Below are 17,502 nucleotides of genomic sequence, written 5' to 3'. Positions count from 1 at the left end.
ATCAGAGCGAGGCGCAAAGGGTAACGCGCGCGCGCCGTGCAGGCGACCGTTTACCCGTCCTCCGCTAGGCTGGCGATCAGCGTGGCCGCTCCCGGCTGCGCACCACAGTGAAGGACACCCGATGCGCAGCATCCTGATCACCGGCGCGGGCAGCGGCATTGGCGCCGGCATCGCCACCCATCTGGCAAGCGACGGCCACCATCTGCTGGTCAGCGACATGGACCAGGCCGCCGCCGAGCACACGGCCCAGCGCGTGCGCGATGCTGGCGGCTCGGCCGAAGCACTGGTGCTGGATGTCACCGACGACGACAGCATTGCGCACGCGCTGGCCGGCGCCTCGCAGCCGCCGCAAGTGCTGGTGAACAATGCCGGCCTGCAGCAGGTCGCCGCGCTGGAAGATTTCCCGATGCAGCGCTGGGCGCTGTTGGTCGACGTCATGTTGACCGGCGCAGCACGACTCAGCCGTGCCGTGCTGCCGGGCATGCGCGCGGCAGGCTATGGACGCATCGTCAATATCGGCAGCATCCACTCGCTGGTCGCCAGCCCCTACAAGAGCGCGTATGTGGCCGCCAAGCATGGCCTGGTCGGCCTGGCCAAGGTGATCGCACTGGAAACTGCCGACTGCGACATTACCGTCAACACGCTGTGCCCCAGCTATGTGCGCACGCCACTGGTGGAGCGCCAGATCGCCGACCAGGCGCGCGCGCGCGGCATTGCCGAAGAGGCGGTGGTCCGCGATGTGATGCTCAAGCCGATGCCCAAGGGCGCCTTCATCGAGTACGACGAGCTGGCCGGCACGGTGGCGTTCCTGATGTCGCATGCGGCACGCAACATCACCGGGCAATCCATCGCCATCGATGGTGGCTGGACCGCCCAATAATTGCACTGGCGAAATTTTGACCAGCCTGCGCGAGCGCGTTGCGCCGCAGGCGGCTTGCGGACTTGTCCACAGACTTTCGCAGCGTCCATCCACAGGGGATGTGGAAAACTGTGCGGGCAATCTCGCTTGACTGATTGCGGAGATGACCGACGGCACGAGTGAGCCGGACAAGTGCGACCTGGCATGCCGGCGGCCCGGAGCGCGGCGCCGGCGCAACGCGGCCCACACGCCTGTCGCTCAAATCCGCGAATAGCTCCACGATTGCATGCGCCCATCGCGATACGGCATCACCCCATGGAAAGGGCGCGGGTCGCCATCGAACACCAGCGGCAGGAAGTTGCGGTCGCCCTCCCACATCGGCACCTGATCCATCTGCGCGAGAGGCACCCACTCCAGCGTGCCTTCGGGATTGGAGGTGTGCGGTGTCCCATCGAAGCTGCGGATCAGGAACACGAAGCCCAGCCAGTCCTCGCCCTGCTTGCCGAACCCGGGCCAGCTGATGGTGCCGCGCAATTGCATGTCTCCGCACGCGACGCCGGCTTCTTCGCGGATCTCGCGGCGCATGCAGGCCAGCACATCTTCGTCCGGCTCCACCTTGCCACCGAGCCCGTTGTACTTGCCCAGATGTTGATCGCCGGGACGGGCATTGCGGTGGATCATCAGCACCTGGGTGCCGTCGGGCGACAACAGATATCCAAGCGTGGCGACAATCGGGGTATAGGGCATGGCGCGCGATCTGCAACGAAGCGCATCAGTATGACCGATGACATGCGTCTGCCGTGGTGACAAACGGTGATTGGGCGCTATGCGGTCGTGCCTTGAACGACTCCGGTGAACGTGCGCCAAAGCATCGGCAAGTCCCACCCGCATGCCGATCACTGACCATTTCCGTCTAACAGCTGCGCTCGCTAACGATGCGCACGCGCCATCTGCCTATGCACTTAACCGACAACCACCTGCGAGCTGGGCCGCGGCGGCGCAACGTAGTCGGTATCAAGCCGCAAGGTGGCTACTCCATGACCGCGTTCGGCCAGGTACTCCAGCCACTTGCCCAGGAAGGTGTTCATGCGCATGCGGTGACTGATCAGCTCGGCCGGCGGCGGGAACATCCCCATCACGTCCTGCCAGCGACGGCCCACATAACAATGCGTGGTCTCGGCCTGACGCGCATCGCGGTACAGACGCACATACGCAGACGGATCCGGCTCACCGGTCACCGGGTCGCACAGGTCGTAGGTCAGGCGCAGTTCGACGGTGTAGCGATGGCATTCGATCACGTCCAGCCGCAGGTTCAGCCCATCGCCGATCGACGACACATACGAGCCAGGCGCCAGATCGGCCGGCGCGAACAGCCGGGTGAGATGCTGGAAGTTTTCTGCGTACAACCCCATCAGCCAACCGAACCGGCTCAGACGGGGGATGATCTCGAGTTTGCTCAATGCTTGGGCCATGCACCGATCCTACACGCTGCGCTGCCGCACGGGCAGCATTGACGAGGGCCCAATGGCAGGCCTACCTTGGCGGAGCCCTGCCCCGCCCGCTTGATTTTTCTTGGGCTGCACGCCGTCAGCCGCGTGGCGGCAGCCCCCGGACTGTGGACGCGCCGCTTGCTTGCCGGATCCCGCATCCCGCCCCACCAATCCCGGCCTCAAAACATCTCGCGCTGCAGTCCCAGGGTCGACAACACCTTGCTGGAGATTTCTTCGATCGAGGTGTTGGTGGTGCTCAGCGTGGGAATGCGCTCCAACTGGAACATGCGCTCGGCGGTTGCGACTTCGCGTCGGCAGGTTTCTGCCGCGCTGTAGCGCGAGTTGGCGCGACGCTCCTGACGAATCTGCTGCAACCGTTCCGGGTCGATGGTCAGGCCGAACAACTTGTTGCGGTAATTACGCAATCGCGGCGGCAGTCGTTCGCTTTCCAGATCTTCTTCGGTCAGCGGATAGTTGGCGGCGCGGATGCCGTAATGCAAGGCCAGGTAGATGCAGGTGGGCGTCTTGCCCGCGCGCGACACCGCCACCAGGATCACATCGGCCTCGTCATAGTTGAGCGCAATGCCGTCGTCGTGACTCAGCGCGAAGTTCATCGCATTGATGCGGCGGTGATAGGTCTCGAAATCGACCATGCCGTGCGCGCGGCCCACGCGCGAGTGGCGCGGCGCGTTGAGCTCGCGCTCCAGCGGTTCGATGAAGGGCGCGAACACATCCAGCATCAAGGCACCGCTTTCGGCCAGGATCATGCTCAGCTGTGGATCGACGCATGAATTGACCACCACCGGGCGCACCTGGTAACGCTCGCCGGCAGCGCGCACCCGCATCGCGGCATCGCGCGCTTTTTCTGCATCATCAATGAACGACATGCGGTCGGTGACGAAGTTGAACCCGCTGAACTGGGTGAGCAGGCTATGCCCAATCGTTTCAGCGGTGATACCGGTTCCATCGGAGACGTAAAACACCGGCCGGATTGTTGACATCAAGACCACCTCTTTGAACTAGTGTCCAAAACTTACGGGTTCATGCTTGTGCAGGTTCCGCTGTGCACTGCATCATAGCGGCTTCTTCCTACGGTCGCGGCCATTCAGCCCGCTCGGGCGATGGCCTTACGGAGCATCGCGCTTGAACGAGAATATCCTGTGGTTGCATGAGCTACGCCTGGTCGATCTGGCCCGCGTAGGCGGTAAAAATTCCTCGCTCGGCGAGATGATCGGCAACTTGGCCGGGTTGGGCGTTTCGGTTCCTGGTGGATATGCGACCACTTCAGAAGCGTTCAAGGACTTCATCGCGCACAACGATCTGTCCAAGCGGATTTTCGACAAGCTCGCAACGCTGGACGTCGAAGACGTGACCGCGCTCACTGTGGCCGGCAAGGAAATTCGCGGCTGGGTGATCGATGCCCCGCTGCAGCCGGAACTGGACCGCGACATCCGCACCGCCTACGAACAGCTGTGCGCAGAAAACGGCGGCGGCGAAGTAGCCGTGGCGGTGCGCTCTTCTGCAACGGCGGAAGACCTGCCGGACGCCTCCTTCGCAGGCCAGCAGGAAACCTTCCTCAACGTGACCGGCGCCGACGATGTCGTGCACAAGGTCAAGGAAGTGTTCGCCAGCCTCTACAACGACCGCGCGATTGCGTATCGCGTGCACCATGGCTTCAAGCACGAAGACGTGTTCCTGTCGGCTGGCGTGCAGCTGATGGTGCGCTCGGGCGTCGGCGCGGCCGGCGTGTTGTTCACGCTGGACACCGAGTCCGGCTTCCGCGATGTGGTGTTCGTCACCTCCAGCTTCGGCCTGGGTGAAATGGTCGTGCAGGGCGCGGTCAATCCCGACGAGTTCTACGTCTACAAGCCCACGCTCACGGCAGGCAAGCCGGCGATCCTGCGTCGCTCGCTCGGCAGCAAGGCGATCCGCATGGTGTATTCGGATGTGCCCGGCGAGCGCGTGCGCACCGAAGACACCCCGGTGGAACTGCGCAACACCTTCTCGATCAGCGACGAAGATGTGCAGGAGCTTTCCAAGCAGGCGCTGGTGATCGAAAAGCATTACGGCCGGCCGATGGATATCGAGTGGGCGAAGGACGGCGTGAGCGGCAAGCTGTTTATCGTGCAGGCGCGCCCGGAAACGGTGAAGTCGCGCAGCCACGCCACCCAGATCGAGCGGTTCTCGCTCGACGCCAAGGGCGCCAAGATCCTGGTCGAAGGCCGCGCGGTCGGCGCCAAGATCGGTAGCGGCGTCGCGCGCGTGGTGCGCTCGCTGGAGGACATGAACCGCGTGCAGGCGGGCGATGTGTTGATCGCTGACATGACCGACCCCGATTGGGAGCCGGTGATGAAGCGTGCATCGGCGATCGTCACCAACCGTGGCGGCCGTACCTGCCATGCGGCGATCATCGCGCGCGAGCTCGGCGTGCCGGCGGTGGTCGGCTCGGGCAACGCCACCGACATGATCAGCGACGGTCAGGAAGTGACGGTGAGCTGCGCCGAAGGGGATACCGGCTTCATCTACGACGGCCTGCTGCCGTTCGAGCGCACCACCACCGACCTGGGCAACATGCCGCCGGCCCCGCTCAAGATCATGATGAACGTGGCCAACCCGGAGCGCGCCTTCGACTTCGGCCAGCTGCCCAACGCCGGCATCGGCCTGGCGCGCCTGGAGATGATCATCGCCGCGCACATCGGCATCCATCCGAACGCGCTGCTGGAATACGACAAGCAGGACGCCGACGTCCGCAAGAAGATCGACGCCAAGATTGCCGGCTACGGCGACCCGGTGAGCTTCTACATCAACCGTCTGGCCGAAGGCATCGCCACCTTGACCGCATCGGTGGCGCCGCACACGGTGATCGTGCGGTTGTCGGACTTCAAGTCCAACGAGTACGCCAACCTGATCGGCGGCTCGCGTTACGAGCCGCACGAAGAGAACCCGATGATCGGCTTCCGCGGCGCCAGCCGGTATGTCGACCCGTCCTTCACCAAGGCGTTCTCGCTGGAGTGCAAGGCGGTGTTGAAGGTGCGCAACGAGATGGGCCTGGACAATCTCTGGGTGATGATCCCGTTCGTGCGGACGCTGGAAGAAGGCCGCAAGGTGATCGAAGTGCTGGAGCAGAACGGGCTCAAGCAGGGCGAGAACGGGCTGAAGATCATCATGATGTGCGAACTGCCGTCCAACGCGCTGCTGGCGGATGAATTCCTGGAGATCTTCGACGGCTTCTCGATCGGCTCCAACGATCTGACCCAGCTGACCTTGGGCCTGGACCGCGATTCGTCGATCGTGGCGCATCTATTCGACGAGCGGAACCCGGCGGTCAAGAAGCTGCTGTCGATGGCGATCAAGTCGGCGCGCGCCAAGGGCAAGTACGTGGGTATCTGCGGCCAGGGGCCGTCGGATCACCCGGAACTGGCCGAGTGGTTGATGCAGGAAGGCATCGAGTCGGTGTCGTTGAATCCTGACACCGTGGTCGATACCTGGCTGCGTCTGGCCAAGCTCAAGAGCGAGAGCTGATGGGACTGTTGGGTGCAGTGATGGCGGCAGCTGCGGGAGCAGCTGCTGCCAAACCGGCGGCGACGGCAACTGCAGAGCGGGCGTTCAACTGGGCAAAGATCCCGTGGGCACAATACGCGTTGAACTGGGGGGTGGCGCTGCTGATCGTGGTGGTCGGCATGTGGTTGGCCAAGCAGCTCAGCCAGTGGCTGCATCGTGCATTGACCCGTGCACGTATCGAAATCACGTTGACCAACTTCCTGCGCAATGTGATGTATGCATTGCTGCTGGTGTTGGTATTCGTCAGCGCGTTGAGCCAGATCGGCGTACCGCCGACCTCGTTGATTGCGGTGCTCGGTGCGGCGGGCCTGGCAGTCGGTCTGGCGTTGAAGGACTCGCTGTCCAACATCGCCGCCGGCGTCATGCTGATCGTGCTGCGGCCGATGCGCGATGGCGACCATGTGGCGATCGCGGGCCAGGAAGGCATTGTCGATGAGATCCGGATCTTCCAGACCCGTCTGCGGACCTTCGACGAGCGCATGATCACCCTGCCCAACAGCACCATCACCACGGCGCCCATCATCAACTACAGCACCCTGCCCAACCGCCGCCTGGAAGTGACAGTGGGCGTGGGTTATCAGGATGATCTGAAAAAAGCGCAGCAGTTGTTGCTGCAGATCGCCAAGGACAATCCGAACGTTCTGGATTCACCCGCACCATTCGTGCAGGTGACCAACCTGGGCGAGAGTACGGTGGATCTGATGTTGTTCGCTTACGCCACCAATGGCAATTTTGGTGCGGCCAAGAGCAGCACGCTGGAGCAAATCCGCAACCAGCTGCTGGAAAACGGGCTCAACATTCCGTACCCGCAGCGCGACCTGCATGTGTATCACCACGATGCCGATGGCAAGCCGATCTCGGATCTGTTGCGCAAAGGCATCGCCGATGACGGCGACCTGACCAAGGGGCCACCGTTGGCGCGCTGAACATCTGCGTCATCTTTCAAAAGCAAAAGGCCGCATCGAAAGATGCGGCCTTTTATGTTTTGTCACTGCCTGCTGCGATTTTACTGCGATTGCGGCCAGTTGCCCTGGCGTTGGCGCGCTCGACGCGCAGCGCGCCAAAACGCATGCCGCCCATCCGCCAGATCAGCCCTGCGTGCCAGCCTCGGTATCACCGCCGAGCGCCCCCATGAACTGCCGATAGTGGCGCAGTTCGTCGATGGAATCGCGCACATCGCTGAGCGCAGTGTGTGCCGAGTTCTTGGCAAATCCGTTGGCCACCGTCGGTGCCCAGCGGCGCGCCAGTTCCTTGATGGTGGATACGTCGAGGTTGCGGTAGTGGAAATAACGTTCCAGGCGCGACATCTGTCGGTGCAGGAAGCGGCGATCCTGGCAGATCGAGTTGCCGCACATCGGCGAGGCGCCGGCACGGATCCATTCGCCCAAAAACGCTACCGTCTGCGCTTCGGCCTGTGCGTGGGTGACCTGGCTGTCGAGCACACGCTGCCACAGGCCCGAACGACGGTGCTGGTTGCGGTTCCACTCGTCCATCGCTTCCAGCGTGGCCAGCGGATGGGCGATGGCCAGTTCCGGTCCTTCGGCCAGCACGTTCAACTGCGCATCGGTCACGATGGTGGCGATCTCGATGATCGAATCGCGATCGGTATCCAGGCCGGTCATTTCCAGATCGATCCAGATCAGTCGGTCGTTGCCCGCAACGTTGTCTGCCATATCACCGTCCTGTGGAGGCCGTTGCCGGCCGGGGTACTGAAAGGGCGCGCATCATACCGCGGCCATGCCGCTCAGGGTACGAGCGGCGGCTTGCCACGCTTGGCGCGAAAGTAATTGGTCAGCCGCAGGCTTGACTCTGCCGCCAGCACGCCGCCTGCCACCTGCACGCGATGGTTGTGACGCGGGTCGGCCAACAGGTCGAAGACACTGCCGCAGGCGCCGGTCTTGGGGTCGCTGGCGGCGAACACCACGCGTGCGATGCGCGCGTGGATCATGGCCATGGCACACATCGCGCACGGCTCCAGGGTGACGTACAAGGTGCAACCGATCAGGCGGTGATTGGCCAGACGGCGTCCGCATTCGCGCATGGCCATGATCTCGGCATGCGCGCTGGGATCGTGACTGGCGATGTTGTAGTTCCAGCCCTCGCCCAGCACGTTGCCATCGGCATCGATCAATACGGCACCAACCGGGATTTCGTCATAGTCGCGCTCGGCACGCTCGGCCAGACGCAGCGCATGCTGCATCCACTGCGTATCGATGACGGCCTGCGGTGAATCGATCGACATCGCGGCCGGCACACTCACTTCGCCTTGCCGCCCTGGCGGTCGAGAAACGCGGCGAATGCGGCAACGGTCGCCTCGCTGACATGGTGTTCGATGCCTTCCGCATCGCGACGCGCAGTGGCTTCATCGATGCCCAGTGCGAGCAGGAAGCGCTCGACGATCTGATGCCGCTGCCGACTGGAAGCCGCCAACGCCTCCCCGGCCGGGGTCAGGAACACACCGCGGTACGGGCGCTGCACGACCCAGCCGTCGCGGACCAGACGCTTGAGCATCTTGGCCACGGTGGGCTGAGCCACGCCCAGGCGCGCGGCGATATCGACCTGCCGCGCTTCGCCGCCGTCGACCAGCAGATCGGAGATCAGCTCCACATAGTCCTCGACCAGCTCGGCGCGGCGCGCTTCGCGCACCTGGCGGAAGCTCTCCATATGCACCTGCGCATCGATCAGGGACGGCGTGGCCGCCTCCAGCTTTTCGCTCTTGCCCACCCGCATCCTCGTCGTCGCATCCGGCATAGGTGCCGGGGTGCGTAGTGTGAAGCACGCAGCCGATCAATACGATTGAGTTTGCCAATGCTCAATAGCATAGCACTTGCTATATCATCCATCCGACGCCTCCAACCCGCTGCCCTGCATGTCCGTCGACACCGTTCCCTCCGCACGTTCGCCCGCCTCCACCAATGGCGGGCTTGGCGATCATCACGCCAGCGTTGCCGTGCCCAAGAACGGCCATTGGTGGTTCCGGCTGCTGGCCTTTCTGGGCCCGGGCTACATGGTGTCGGTGGGCTACATGGACCCGGGCAACTGGGCCACCGATCTGGCCGGCGGCTCGCAGTTCGGCTACCTGCTGCTGTCGGTGATCCTGCTGTCCAACGTCATGGCGATCGTGTTGCAGAGCCTGTCGGCGCGGCTGGGCATTGCCACCGGGCTGGATCTGGCACAGGCCTGCCGTGCGCGCTACCCACGTGGCGTGAACCTGGCGCTGTGGGGACTGTGCGAGCTGGCGATCATCGCCTGCGATCTTGCCGAAGTGATCGGCACCGCGATCGCACTGAAGTTGTTGTTCGGCATTCCGCTGACCGTGGGCGCGATCATTACCGCGATCGATGTGGTGCTGGTGCTGTTGCTGATGAATCGCGGCTTCCGGGCGCTGGAAGCATTTGTGATGGCGTTGCTACTGATCATCTTCGTCTGCTTCGGTATCCAGATCGCCTTGGCGGCACCGCCGATCGCCGCAGTGCTGGGCGGGTTCATTCCGCGTGCGCAAGTGATCACCGACCCGCAGGCGCTGTATCTGGCCATCGGCATCATCGGCGCCACGGTGATGCCGCATAACCTGTATCTGCATTCGTCGATCGTGCAGACGCGCGCCTACCCGCGCGATGACGCGGGACGCCGCTCGGCACTGCGCTGGGCCGTCACCGACAGCACGGTGGCGCTGATGTTCGCGTTGTTTATCAACGCCTCGATCCTAATTTTGGCCGCAGCGGTGTTTCATGCGCAGGGCCGCACCGATGTACAGGAAATCGAACAGGCGCATGCCTTGCTCGCGCCGATGCTCGGCGTGGGGTTGGCCTCGACCCTGTTTGCGGTCGCCCTGCTTGCCTCGGGCGTCAACTCGACGGTCACCGCGACGTTGGCCGGGCAGATCGTGATGGAAGGCTTCCTGCAATTGCGCCTGCCGCCGTGGCTGCGCCGCTTGCTGACCCGCGGCATCGCCATCGTGCCCGTCGTCGTGGTGACCTGGTTATATGGCGAGGCCGGCACCGCGCGGCTGTTGGTGCTGAGCCAGGTGGTGCTGTCGATGCAACTGCCGTTTGCGGTGATCCCGTTGGTGCGCTTTGTCTCGGACCGAACATTGATGGGCGCGCTGGTGGCACCGGCCTGGCTGGTGCGCACGGCCTGGGTGATTGCGGCGGTGATCGTTGTCTTGAACGGCAAGCTGCTGTGGGACACCGCGCTGCATTGAGCGTCGGGCGCAACACGCCCGCTCGATGGGATGCCGGCCTGTCGCACGTTGCAGAGCCGGGCGTCGATGCGCTGGGGTGTCATCGTGCGTTGCAGAGCCCGATATCGATGCACGCGGACGCGTCGCGATTCGCCGCGATTCGCCGCGATTCGCCAAAATTGCGCTGGTAGTGCGGGCAGATCCACAACGTTGGATCGGCTACAACAAACAACCTGATCCGCAGCGTTGCCGGTAACTCTTGCAGAGCGCACGCAGATGCAATCTGCACTGACCGTGCAGGCGGTCTACTGCGTGCATGCACCGGCACGTCCGTGGCCTGCGTCGCTCTGCATGGCGCGGTCGCGCGCCAGCATGATGCGCACCGCATCGTGCGACCGCCGGGCTGCATGCCCCTCGCCCACAGGAGGTTCCATGGATCCGTTCGAGGCGCATCCGGCCGACGCCGGACGCCGCAGCTTTCTCATCACCGGCACGGTCGCCGTGGCAGCGTTGTCGTTGCCCGCGTTCGCCACCGCCGCAGCTCCCGCACGCGCCCCCGCTGCCACCCCGCCCCACTCGTCCACTCACGGAGTCAACCCGATGTCCAATTTCGTCAAACGCCCCGACGGCGCCAACATTTTCTACAAGGATTGGGGCAAGGGCCAGCCGGTCGTCTTCGCACATGGCTGGCCGCTCAGCGCCGATGCGTGGGACCCGCAGATGCTGTTCATGGGTCAGCACGGGTATCGCGTGATCGCGCACGACCGCCGCAGCCATGGCCGCTCGTCGCAGACCTGGGACGGTAACGACATGGACACCTACGCCGACGATCTGGCCGCCGTGATCGACGCGCTGGACCTGAAAGACGCGATCCTGGTTGGCCATTCCACCGGCGGTGGCGAAGTGGCGCATTACGTTGGCCGCCATGGCAGCAAGCGCGTGGCCAAGGTGGTGTTGGTGGGCGCGGTGCCGCCGCAGATGGTCAAGAGCCCGACCAATCCCGGTGGCCTGCCGATGAGCGTGTTCGACGGCATCCGCGACGGCGTTGCCAAGGACCGCTCGCAGTTCTATCAGGACCTGACCACGCCGTTCTTCGGTGCCAACCGTGATGGCAACAAGGTCACCCAAGGTATGCGCGATTCGTTCTGGCTGCAGGGCATGCTGGGCGGCCACAAGGGCCAGTACGACTGCATCAAGGAATTCTCCGAGGTCGATTACACCGCCGACCTGAAGAAGATCGATGTGCCGGCGCTGGTGGTGCATGGCGACGACGACCAGATCGTGCCGATCGATGCGTCGGGCAAATTGTCGGCCAAGATCATCAAGAATGCCGAGCTGAAGATCTACGCTGGCGCGCCGCACGGGTTGACCATCACCCACGCCGATCAGTTCAACAAGGATCTGCTGGCCTTCGCCAAGAGCTGATTCTCGCTTCAATACTTAAGACAAAGGCCGGCTCGTGAGAGTCGGCCTTTTGTTTTGGTACGCATGGATGCGTGGTGATGAGGGTAGCAGCGTTTGTGTCGATAGGCCTGTTGCCATTCGCGCGGAAGTGCATGGCATCACCGCGCGTCGTGGATGGATCGCAGGTGAGCCGAGGACCTGTGCTGCGCTCGAAAAGATACCGAGCCAGCAAGCGAGGTGGCAACGCGTCACCTTCCCACCGTGAGCACAACAAAGGTCAACCGACCACGCTCATGCGTGGACGCGCAAGTCACGATCTGGCGCAACACCCAGCTGGGCAGAATGAAACCGCCAATCATCGCAACCACCAGCACCGCGCCGGTCGGCGTTGCAGTGCCGGCAGCTCCGGGTCAAGCAATCTGCATCCAATGCTGATCAGCAACGCAAACGATACGTCGACCAATGCAAGACTTTTGCATCGCTCTGCCCTACCCGACCTTGCTGCAAATCTGGCCGTTGCAAGGAATGAGATTGCGCGCAGCCCGCTTAGCCAGAAAATGCTCCAGCAATGCGTAATCCCGGTTCATTGCCAGCACCAGCAATGCACCCACAAACGCGATGGCTGCGGGCGACGGAATTCCCGCCGCTCGCAGCCCAAATCACTGGCCATGTCAGTGCCAGGCCGATTATGCGTGTCGCGTGGAAGTACTCAGATATCCGAATGCGCATGCGGCGGTAACGCGACACCGCCGCCGCCGACGAAGTGACGGACCACGGGTGCGCGTTCGCCTTGATGCAGTGCGCGGATCTGCTCCTGCAACTGGCGGTCGTCGCCGGTGACGCGCTCGTGCTGGCGCAGATGTTCCAGCCACGAGGCGACGATGAAGTATTCCAGTTGCACGCCGGGCGTGGCGGCGTCTTCGGCAATGCCCCAGACCACCGCGCCATCACGACGCCGTGCGTTGCCCAGCTGCGTCATCAACTGCAAAAAGGTGACGCGTGCTTCGGCAGCGATGCGGTATTCGACCGTCACCAGCACCGGACCGCGATCGTGCTCGACCGCATCCGATTGCGCCGGTGCAGGCCAATGCCCGCCGGGGGCAAGGTCCAGCTGCTCGGTGCCAGCAATGCGCGCACGCTTGACCAGCACCGCAGCGATCACCGCACCAACGGCAGCGATCTGCAAGGCGGTCGCGATTGAGGTGCGCTGCGCCAGCGCGCCCCAGACCAGCGAACCCGACGCCATGCCCGCGGAAAACACCACGATGTACAGCGACAACGCACGTGCGCGTACCCAGGCAGGCACCGCCGTTTGCGCGGCGATCTGCAAGGACGACAGCACCGTGATCCACGCCAGGCCGTTGACCACCATCACCACGCACAGCACACCGATCTGACGCGACAACGCCAGCCCCAGTAACGACGCCGCACACACGAGGGTGGCCACAAACACCAGCAGGTCACGGTCGTAGCGCGCACGCAGGCGTGGCAGCAGCAAGGCGCCACTGATCGCACCGATGCCGATGCAGCCCAACAACACGCCATAACTGCCGGCACCCAGCTGCATGTCGCGACGGACCACTAACGGCAGCAATGCGGTCAACGCGCTGGCGAACAGGAAGAACCCGGCGGCCTTGATCAGTACCGCCTGCAGGCGCCCGGCGCGCGCGGCATAGCGCAGGCCGGCACGCAGGCCTGCGCCGAAGCTCTCTGGCGGCAATGCAGACGCATGCGCATCGCGGCGCCAACGCCACAACACCACCAGCATCAATCCGAAGGTCACGCCATTGAGCAGAAATGCCCACGGCGGCCCGAATTGCGCCACGATCAGGCCGCCCACCGCCGGGCCGATCGAGCGGGCGATGTTCATGCCGATCGAATTGAGCGCCACCGCCGAGGCCAGCATCGGCCGCGGCACCAGCTCCGACACGATCGCCGCCTGCGCGGGCATTGCCATCGCTGCGCCCATGCCCATCGCAAAGGTCAATGCCACCAACACCCACGGGGTGAGCAACTGCAGATGCGACAGCAAGGCCAAAACGCCGGCCACCAGCAACATCCAGCCCTGGGTGAGCATCAGGTAGCGACGGCGGTCGACGATGTCGGCCAGCGTGCCGGCCACCAGCGCGAACAACACCACCGGCAAGGTGGTGGCCGATTGCACGGCCGCCACCATCAACGGCGAGCCGGTCTGTTCGGCCATCACCCAGGACGCGGCGACATCGTTGATCCAGGTGCCGATGTTGCTGCCTAAAATGGCCAGCCATAACGCACGAAAGATCGGCTCGCGCAGCGGCGCCCAGGCACCGCCATCGGCGGGTGCGGCAGAAGAAGTCATCGCGGCAAGGCTCCAGTTGACGGGGTGAAACAAACAAGATGACGGTATGAGATGCGCCGGCAGGCGCATCGAGACAGTGCCGATTTCAGAACGCGAAACACGCGCAACCCAATGCGCCCCAGAAGCCGCGCAGATCATCGCTGGGCGCAGCATGCTGCGCTGCATGGCCATGCGGCCCGTGCGCGCGACACCCGTGGCCGTGCGTGTGCACATGCGCGGCACTGGCAAGGCCGCTGACCGCACCGCCCACGTGATAGCCACCGAACCGATTGACCGGCGACCAGTCCGGCATGGCCGGCGGCAAGGTCGGTGCCAGCGCGGCAAAGTCGCCATCGCCATGCACCACGCGCCCACCCAACACAGTCAGCACGCTGGTGATGTCGGCAATGGCGGCATCATCGACGCGGAAGTAGTCGTCCGATAGCACGATGAAATCGGCCAGTTGCCCCGCCGCCAGCGTGCCCTTGTTGCTCTCGTCGCCAGAGAACCATGCGCTACCCTGCGTCCACAGCCGCAACGCCTGCTCACGGTCGAGCAGATTCTCTTCGCCGTACAAGGCCAGGCCGCCCACCGTGCGTCCGGTGACCAACCACGACAACGCCACCCACGGGTTGTAACTGGCCACACGCGTCGCATCGGTGCCAGCGCCCACCGGAACGCCGGCGGCCAGCATGCGCCGCACCGGCGGTGTGTGCCGCGCAGCCTGCACGCCGTAGCGTTCGACAAACGCTTCGCCCTGATACGCCATGCGATGTTGTACGGCGATGCCGCCGTTCAAGGCGCGGATGCGATCGATATTGCGTGGCGTGATGGTTTCGGCGTGGTCGATAAACCAATGCAGGCCATCGAACGGAATGTCGGCGTTGACCTTTTCGTAGACATCGAGAATGCGTTCGATGCTTTCGTCATAGGTGGCATGGATACGGAACGGCCAGCGTTTTTCGACCAGCAACCGCACCACCTGCTCCAGTTCGGGCTCCAGCTCCGGCGGCAGCTCCGGGCGCGGCTCGCTGAACTGCTCGAAATCCGCCGCGGAAAACACCAGCATTTCGCCGGCGCCGTTGTGCCGCAGCAGATCGTCGCCCTTGCGTACCGGCAGCATCTCGGTCCAGCCGCGGAAGTCGTCGACTTCCTTGCCCTTGTTCTGGGTGAACAGGTTATAGGCAATGCGCACGCTCAATTGGTCGGCCGCATGTAGCTGCTCGATGACCTGGTAGTCCTCCGGATAATTCTGGAAACCACCGCCGGCATCGATCACCGAAGTGATGCCCAGCCGGTTGAGTTCGCGCATGAAATGACGCGTGGAATTGGCCTGGTACTCCAGCGGCAGGCGCGGGCCCTTTGCCAGGCTGGCGTAGAGAATCAGGGCATTGGGTTTGGCCAGCAGCAAGCCGGTGGGATTGCCCAACTTGTCGCGCTCGATGCGCCCGCCTGGCGGATCGGGAGTGGCCTTGTCGTAGCCGCAGGCGCGCAAGGCCGCGCGGTTGAGCAAGGCGCGGTCGTAGAGATGCAGCAAAAACACCGGCGTATCCGGTGCGATGGCGTTGATTTCGTCCAGGGTCGGAAGGCGCTTTTCGACAAACTGATGCGCGGTGAAGCCACCGACCACGCGCACCCATTGCGGCGCTGGCGTGCGGTCGACCTGCGCCTTCAACATCGCCATGGCATCGGCAAGCGAACGGACGCCATCCCAGCGCAGTTCCAGGTTGTAGTTAAGTCCGCCGCGGATCAGATGGGTGTGGCTGTCATTGAGTCCGGGCAGCAGGCGTCGGCCTTGTGCGTCGATGCTGCGGGCGCCGTTTGCCAGCGCCATGATCTGCGCGTCGTCGCCCACCGCCACGATGCGTCCACCGGCCATTGCAATGGCAGTGGCGCTGGGCTGACGAGGATCCAGCGTGGTAATGCGCGCATTGCGAACGACAAGATCGACCATCGGAGATTTCCTTGAAGCAGACGAAGCGCCGGGCAAGGCGCCCAACGCAAGACCGGCCGCAGCGCCCTGCATCCACAGGCGCCGCCCGGCATCGTGATCATTGGGTGCGCCGCTCATACGGCACCACGCTTGCGCAGCCCATCCAGCGACCACGCGCCACCGCCGGCAGCGACCAGGGCCAGCAACACCAGCAACCACATCAGCGGGTACTCCATGCCACCGTGCATCCAGAACCAGCCCTTGGGCACGGCCACCACCACAGTGGTAGCGATGAAGACCGCTGCCAGCGCGGCACTGGCACGCGTCCACAGACCCAGCAATACCGCCAACCCGGAGAGCGTCTGCACCAAGGCCAGCAGCAACGGCAACGGCGCTGCAGACGGAAAGCCGAATTGCTGTAATTCAGCGGCAAATCCAGGCAGCCCCGGACCACCGAACCATCCGAGCAACTTGCCCAGGCCATGCGGCAACAGGAAGCCGCCGCCGGCAATGCGCAGCATCAACAACGCCGACGCAAGGCCGGCGTTGCCGCGTGGTGCCGATGCGTTCAATGCCCGCCTTCCTGCGCGCCGAACATGGTCTTGGCGTATTGAATGCCGATGCCGTAGCCGCCTGCATGCGCACGTGCGATGCCGGTGGTGAGGTCGTAGGTGTCGCTACGCGCCCAATCGCGCTGCAATTCCAGCAGGTACTGCACGCTGGTGATGGGCGCGGCGCCGGCCTGCACCATGCGTGTCACTGCACGCTCGTGCGCTTCGTCGCTGACATCGCCGCAGGCGTCGGTGATGACGTACACCTCAAACCCCTGCTCGATCGCCGACAGCGTCGGGCCGACGATGCACACGCTGGTCCACAGCCCGGCAATCACCAGACGCTGCTTGCCGATGGCGTTGACGCGATCGATCACGCCCTGGTCTTCCCAGGCATTCATGCTGGTGCGGTCGAACACCGGCTCGCCGGCAAAGATCTCCGGCAACTCGGGAAACAGCGGACCGGAGAACGACTTTTCTGCAACGGTGGTCAGAATCACCGGCACCTTGAAGCCTTTGGCGCCCTTGGCAATCAACGACACGTTGTTGCGCAGCGCCGAGATGTCGATGGTGTGCGTGGCGAAGGCCATCTGCGATTGATGGTCGATCAGGATCAGCGCGTGATCGGCGGGCGACAACAGGGATTTACCGGGGACGGCAGTGGCAGTGGTCATGCGTGATGCTCCATGAGTGTTGAAAAGGAATGAGCGTTGTGCCGATGTGCACGCGGTGCGGGTGTCGCGGTGCAGGTAACGTTCGCCACTTGGGCGGCAAAGCGTGCCGGCGTGCACCCTGTGGCGTTGCGGAAGCTGCGCACGAAATGGCTTTGATCGAAGAAGCACAGATCAGTGGCGATCTGGCTGATGGTGTGGCGGCCTTCGCGCAGCATCGCCTGTGCGCGTTCGAGCCGACGCCGCCGCAGATACTCCATCGGGCTGGCGCCAATCGCGTCGCGAAACACGCGTGCGAAATGGAAACGGCTCATGCAGGCGGCGCCGGCCAGTTGGGTCACGCCGATGGGCTCGTACAGATGCGTGTCGATGTACTGCAGCGCTCTTGCAACAGCACGTACGCGTGGGGCATGCAGTGCGCGCACGTTGCCTGCCTGCAGATCGGGGCGACCAGCGGCAATCAGACTTGCCATGTGGCGTCTCCGGCGGGGAATGTCGCCATGGTGCGGCGAACATCCGTATCGCCCCACCCC

General features: G+C 63.9%; 15 protein-coding genes and 1 pseudogene. 5 read left to right on the top strand and 11 right to left on the bottom strand.

Annotated elements, in window-relative coordinates; all coding sequences use genetic code 11:
- Positions 1-121: 121 nt before the first annotated feature.
- Entirely contained in the window at positions 122-880 is a 759-nt protein-coding gene (locus VC212_RS16435) for a 3-hydroxybutyrate dehydrogenase (protein WP_055854080.1), read from the top strand.
- 237 nt (positions 881-1,117) lie between these two features.
- Here VC212_RS16435 and VC212_RS16430 read toward each other — a convergent pair whose 3' ends face one another.
- From VC212_RS16430 to VC212_RS16420, 3 genes are all read right to left on the bottom strand, one after another.
- On the bottom strand, positions 1,118-1,606 hold the full coding sequence (locus tag VC212_RS16430) for an 8-oxo-dGTP diphosphatase (RefSeq protein ID WP_115553870.1): 489 nt from the start codon (positions 1,604-1,606) through the stop codon (positions 1,118-1,120).
- 215 nt (positions 1,607-1,821) lie between these two features.
- The gene (locus tag VC212_RS16425; protein WP_115513103.1) at positions 1,822-2,331 is read right to left on the bottom strand and encodes a DUF1249 domain-containing protein; all 510 of its coding nucleotides are present in this window, start codon (positions 2,329-2,331) and stop codon (positions 1,822-1,824) included.
- Positions 2,332-2,528: 197 nt separating this feature from the next.
- Positions 2,529-3,350 (bottom strand): pyruvate, water dikinase regulatory protein, encoded by an 822-nt coding sequence (locus VC212_RS16420; RefSeq protein WP_055854069.1) that lies wholly within the window; start codon positions 3,348-3,350, stop codon positions 2,529-2,531.
- Positions 3,351-3,492: 142 nt separating this feature from the next.
- On the opposite strand from VC212_RS16420, the gene ppsA reads away from it, so the two are divergent.
- The gene (gene ppsA, locus VC212_RS16415; RefSeq protein WP_115513104.1) at positions 3,493-5,871 is read left to right on the top strand and encodes a phosphoenolpyruvate synthase; all 2,379 of its coding nucleotides are present in this window, start codon (positions 3,493-3,495) and stop codon (positions 5,869-5,871) included.
- Complete coding sequence (locus VC212_RS16410; RefSeq protein WP_323526382.1) at positions 5,871-6,836, top strand: mechanosensitive ion channel domain-containing protein; 966 nt, start codon at positions 5,871-5,873, stop codon at positions 6,834-6,836. Before ppsA ends, VC212_RS16410 begins: the two co-directional genes overlap by 1 nt.
- A 162-nt stretch (positions 6,837-6,998) precedes the next feature.
- Here VC212_RS16410 and orn read toward each other — a convergent pair whose 3' ends face one another.
- The 3 genes from orn to mntR all read right to left on the bottom strand — a co-directional run bounded on the left by orn (position 6,999) and on the right by mntR (position 8,634).
- Entirely contained in the window at positions 6,999-7,583 is a 585-nt protein-coding gene (orn, locus tag VC212_RS16405) for an oligoribonuclease (protein WP_055854059.1), read from the bottom strand.
- Positions 7,584-7,654: 71 nt separating this feature from the next.
- Complete coding sequence (tadA, locus tag VC212_RS16400; RefSeq protein WP_323526380.1) at positions 7,655-8,152, bottom strand: tRNA adenosine(34) deaminase TadA; 498 nt, start codon at positions 8,150-8,152, stop codon at positions 7,655-7,657.
- A 14-nt stretch (positions 8,153-8,166) separates the two neighbouring features.
- Positions 8,167-8,634, bottom strand: a complete 468-nt coding sequence (gene mntR / locus VC212_RS16395; RefSeq protein ID WP_055854570.1) for a manganese-binding transcriptional regulator MntR — start codon at positions 8,632-8,634, stop codon at positions 8,167-8,169.
- A gap of 145 nt (positions 8,635-8,779) precedes the next feature.
- On the opposite strand from mntR, the gene VC212_RS16390 reads away from it, so the two are divergent.
- Both VC212_RS16390 and VC212_RS16385 read left to right on the top strand, forming a co-directional pair.
- Positions 8,780-10,114, top strand: a complete 1,335-nt coding sequence (locus tag VC212_RS16390; protein WP_115513107.1) for an Nramp family divalent metal transporter — start codon at positions 8,780-8,782, stop codon at positions 10,112-10,114.
- Between the two features lie 579 nt (positions 10,115-10,693).
- Positions 10,694-11,518 carry an alpha/beta hydrolase gene (locus VC212_RS16385; RefSeq protein WP_055854567.1) on the top strand — a complete coding sequence of 275 codons (825 nt, stop codon included), beginning with the start codon at positions 10,694-10,696 and terminating at the stop codon, positions 11,516-11,518.
- A 688-nt stretch (positions 11,519-12,206) separates the two neighbouring features.
- Here the strand turns inward: VC212_RS16385 and VC212_RS16380 are convergent.
- The 5 genes and pseudogenes from VC212_RS16380 to VC212_RS16360 all read right to left on the bottom strand — a co-directional run.
- A complete protein-coding gene (locus tag VC212_RS16380; protein ID WP_323526379.1) occupies positions 12,207-13,835 on the bottom strand; it encodes an MFS transporter in 1,629 nt (542 codons plus the stop codon).
- An 85-nt stretch (positions 13,836-13,920) separates the two neighbouring features.
- A complete protein-coding gene (locus VC212_RS16375) occupies positions 13,921-15,768 on the bottom strand; it encodes an amidohydrolase (protein ID WP_323526378.1) in 1,848 nt (615 codons plus the stop codon).
- Between the two features lie 113 nt (positions 15,769-15,881).
- Positions 15,882-16,319, bottom strand: a complete 438-nt coding sequence (locus VC212_RS16370) for a DoxX family protein (RefSeq protein ID WP_115513110.1) — start codon at positions 16,317-16,319, stop codon at positions 15,882-15,884.
- Positions 16,316-16,972: a hydrolase gene (locus VC212_RS16365; protein WP_055854039.1), complete on the bottom strand. Its 657-nt coding sequence runs from the start codon at positions 16,970-16,972 to the stop codon at positions 16,316-16,318. The genes VC212_RS16370 and VC212_RS16365 overlap by 4 nt, the downstream gene beginning before the upstream one ends.
- An 83-nt stretch (positions 16,973-17,055) precedes the next feature.
- Positions 17,056-17,442, bottom strand: a pseudogene (locus tag VC212_RS16360) (AraC family transcriptional regulator); the annotation flags it as partial.
- Positions 17,443-17,502: the final 60 nt, after the last annotated feature.

The organism is Xanthomonas sp. WHRI 8932A, from assembly GCF_035012785.1.
Taxonomy (GTDB): Bacteria; Pseudomonadota; Gammaproteobacteria; order Xanthomonadales; family Xanthomonadaceae; genus Xanthomonas.
Note: the sequence above shows the minus strand (reverse complement) of the source record. Positions and strands in the feature narration are given on the sequence as shown.

Bases quoted from the DNA above. Each gene is read 5' to 3' on its own strand.
- tadA (WP_323526380.1), bottom strand. From the start codon at position 8,152: ATGTCGATCGATTCACCGCAGGCCGTCATCGATACGCAGTGGATGCAG.
- VC212_RS16375 (WP_323526378.1), bottom strand. From the start codon at position 15,768: ATGGTCGATCTTGTCGTTCGCAATGCGCGCATTACCACGCTGGATCCT.
- VC212_RS16380 (WP_323526379.1), bottom strand. From the start codon at position 13,835: ATGACTTCTTCTGCCGCACCCGCCGATGGCGGTGCCTGGGCGCCGCTG.
- VC212_RS16385 (WP_055854567.1), top strand. From the start codon at position 10,694: ATGTCCAATTTCGTCAAACGCCCCGACGGCGCCAACATTTTCTACAAG.
- VC212_RS16420 (WP_055854069.1), bottom strand. From the start codon at position 3,350: ATGTCAACAATCCGGCCGGTGTTTTACGTCTCCGATGGAACCGGTATC.
- orn (WP_055854059.1), bottom strand. From the start codon at position 7,583: ATGGCAGACAACGTTGCGGGCAACGACCGACTGATCTGGATCGATCTG.
- VC212_RS16390 (WP_115513107.1), top strand. From the start codon at position 8,780: ATGTCCGTCGACACCGTTCCCTCCGCACGTTCGCCCGCCTCCACCAAT.
- VC212_RS16425 (WP_115513103.1), bottom strand. From the start codon at position 2,331: ATGGCCCAAGCATTGAGCAAACTCGAGATCATCCCCCGTCTGAGCCGG.
- VC212_RS16410 (WP_323526382.1), top strand. From the start codon at position 5,871: ATGGGACTGTTGGGTGCAGTGATGGCGGCAGCTGCGGGAGCAGCTGCT.
- VC212_RS16365 (WP_055854039.1), bottom strand. From the start codon at position 16,972: ATGACCACTGCCACTGCCGTCCCCGGTAAATCCCTGTTGTCGCCCGCC.
- VC212_RS16430 (WP_115553870.1), bottom strand. From the start codon at position 1,606: ATGCCCTATACCCCGATTGTCGCCACGCTTGGATATCTGTTGTCGCCC.
- VC212_RS16435 (WP_055854080.1), top strand. From the start codon at position 122: ATGCGCAGCATCCTGATCACCGGCGCGGGCAGCGGCATTGGCGCCGGC.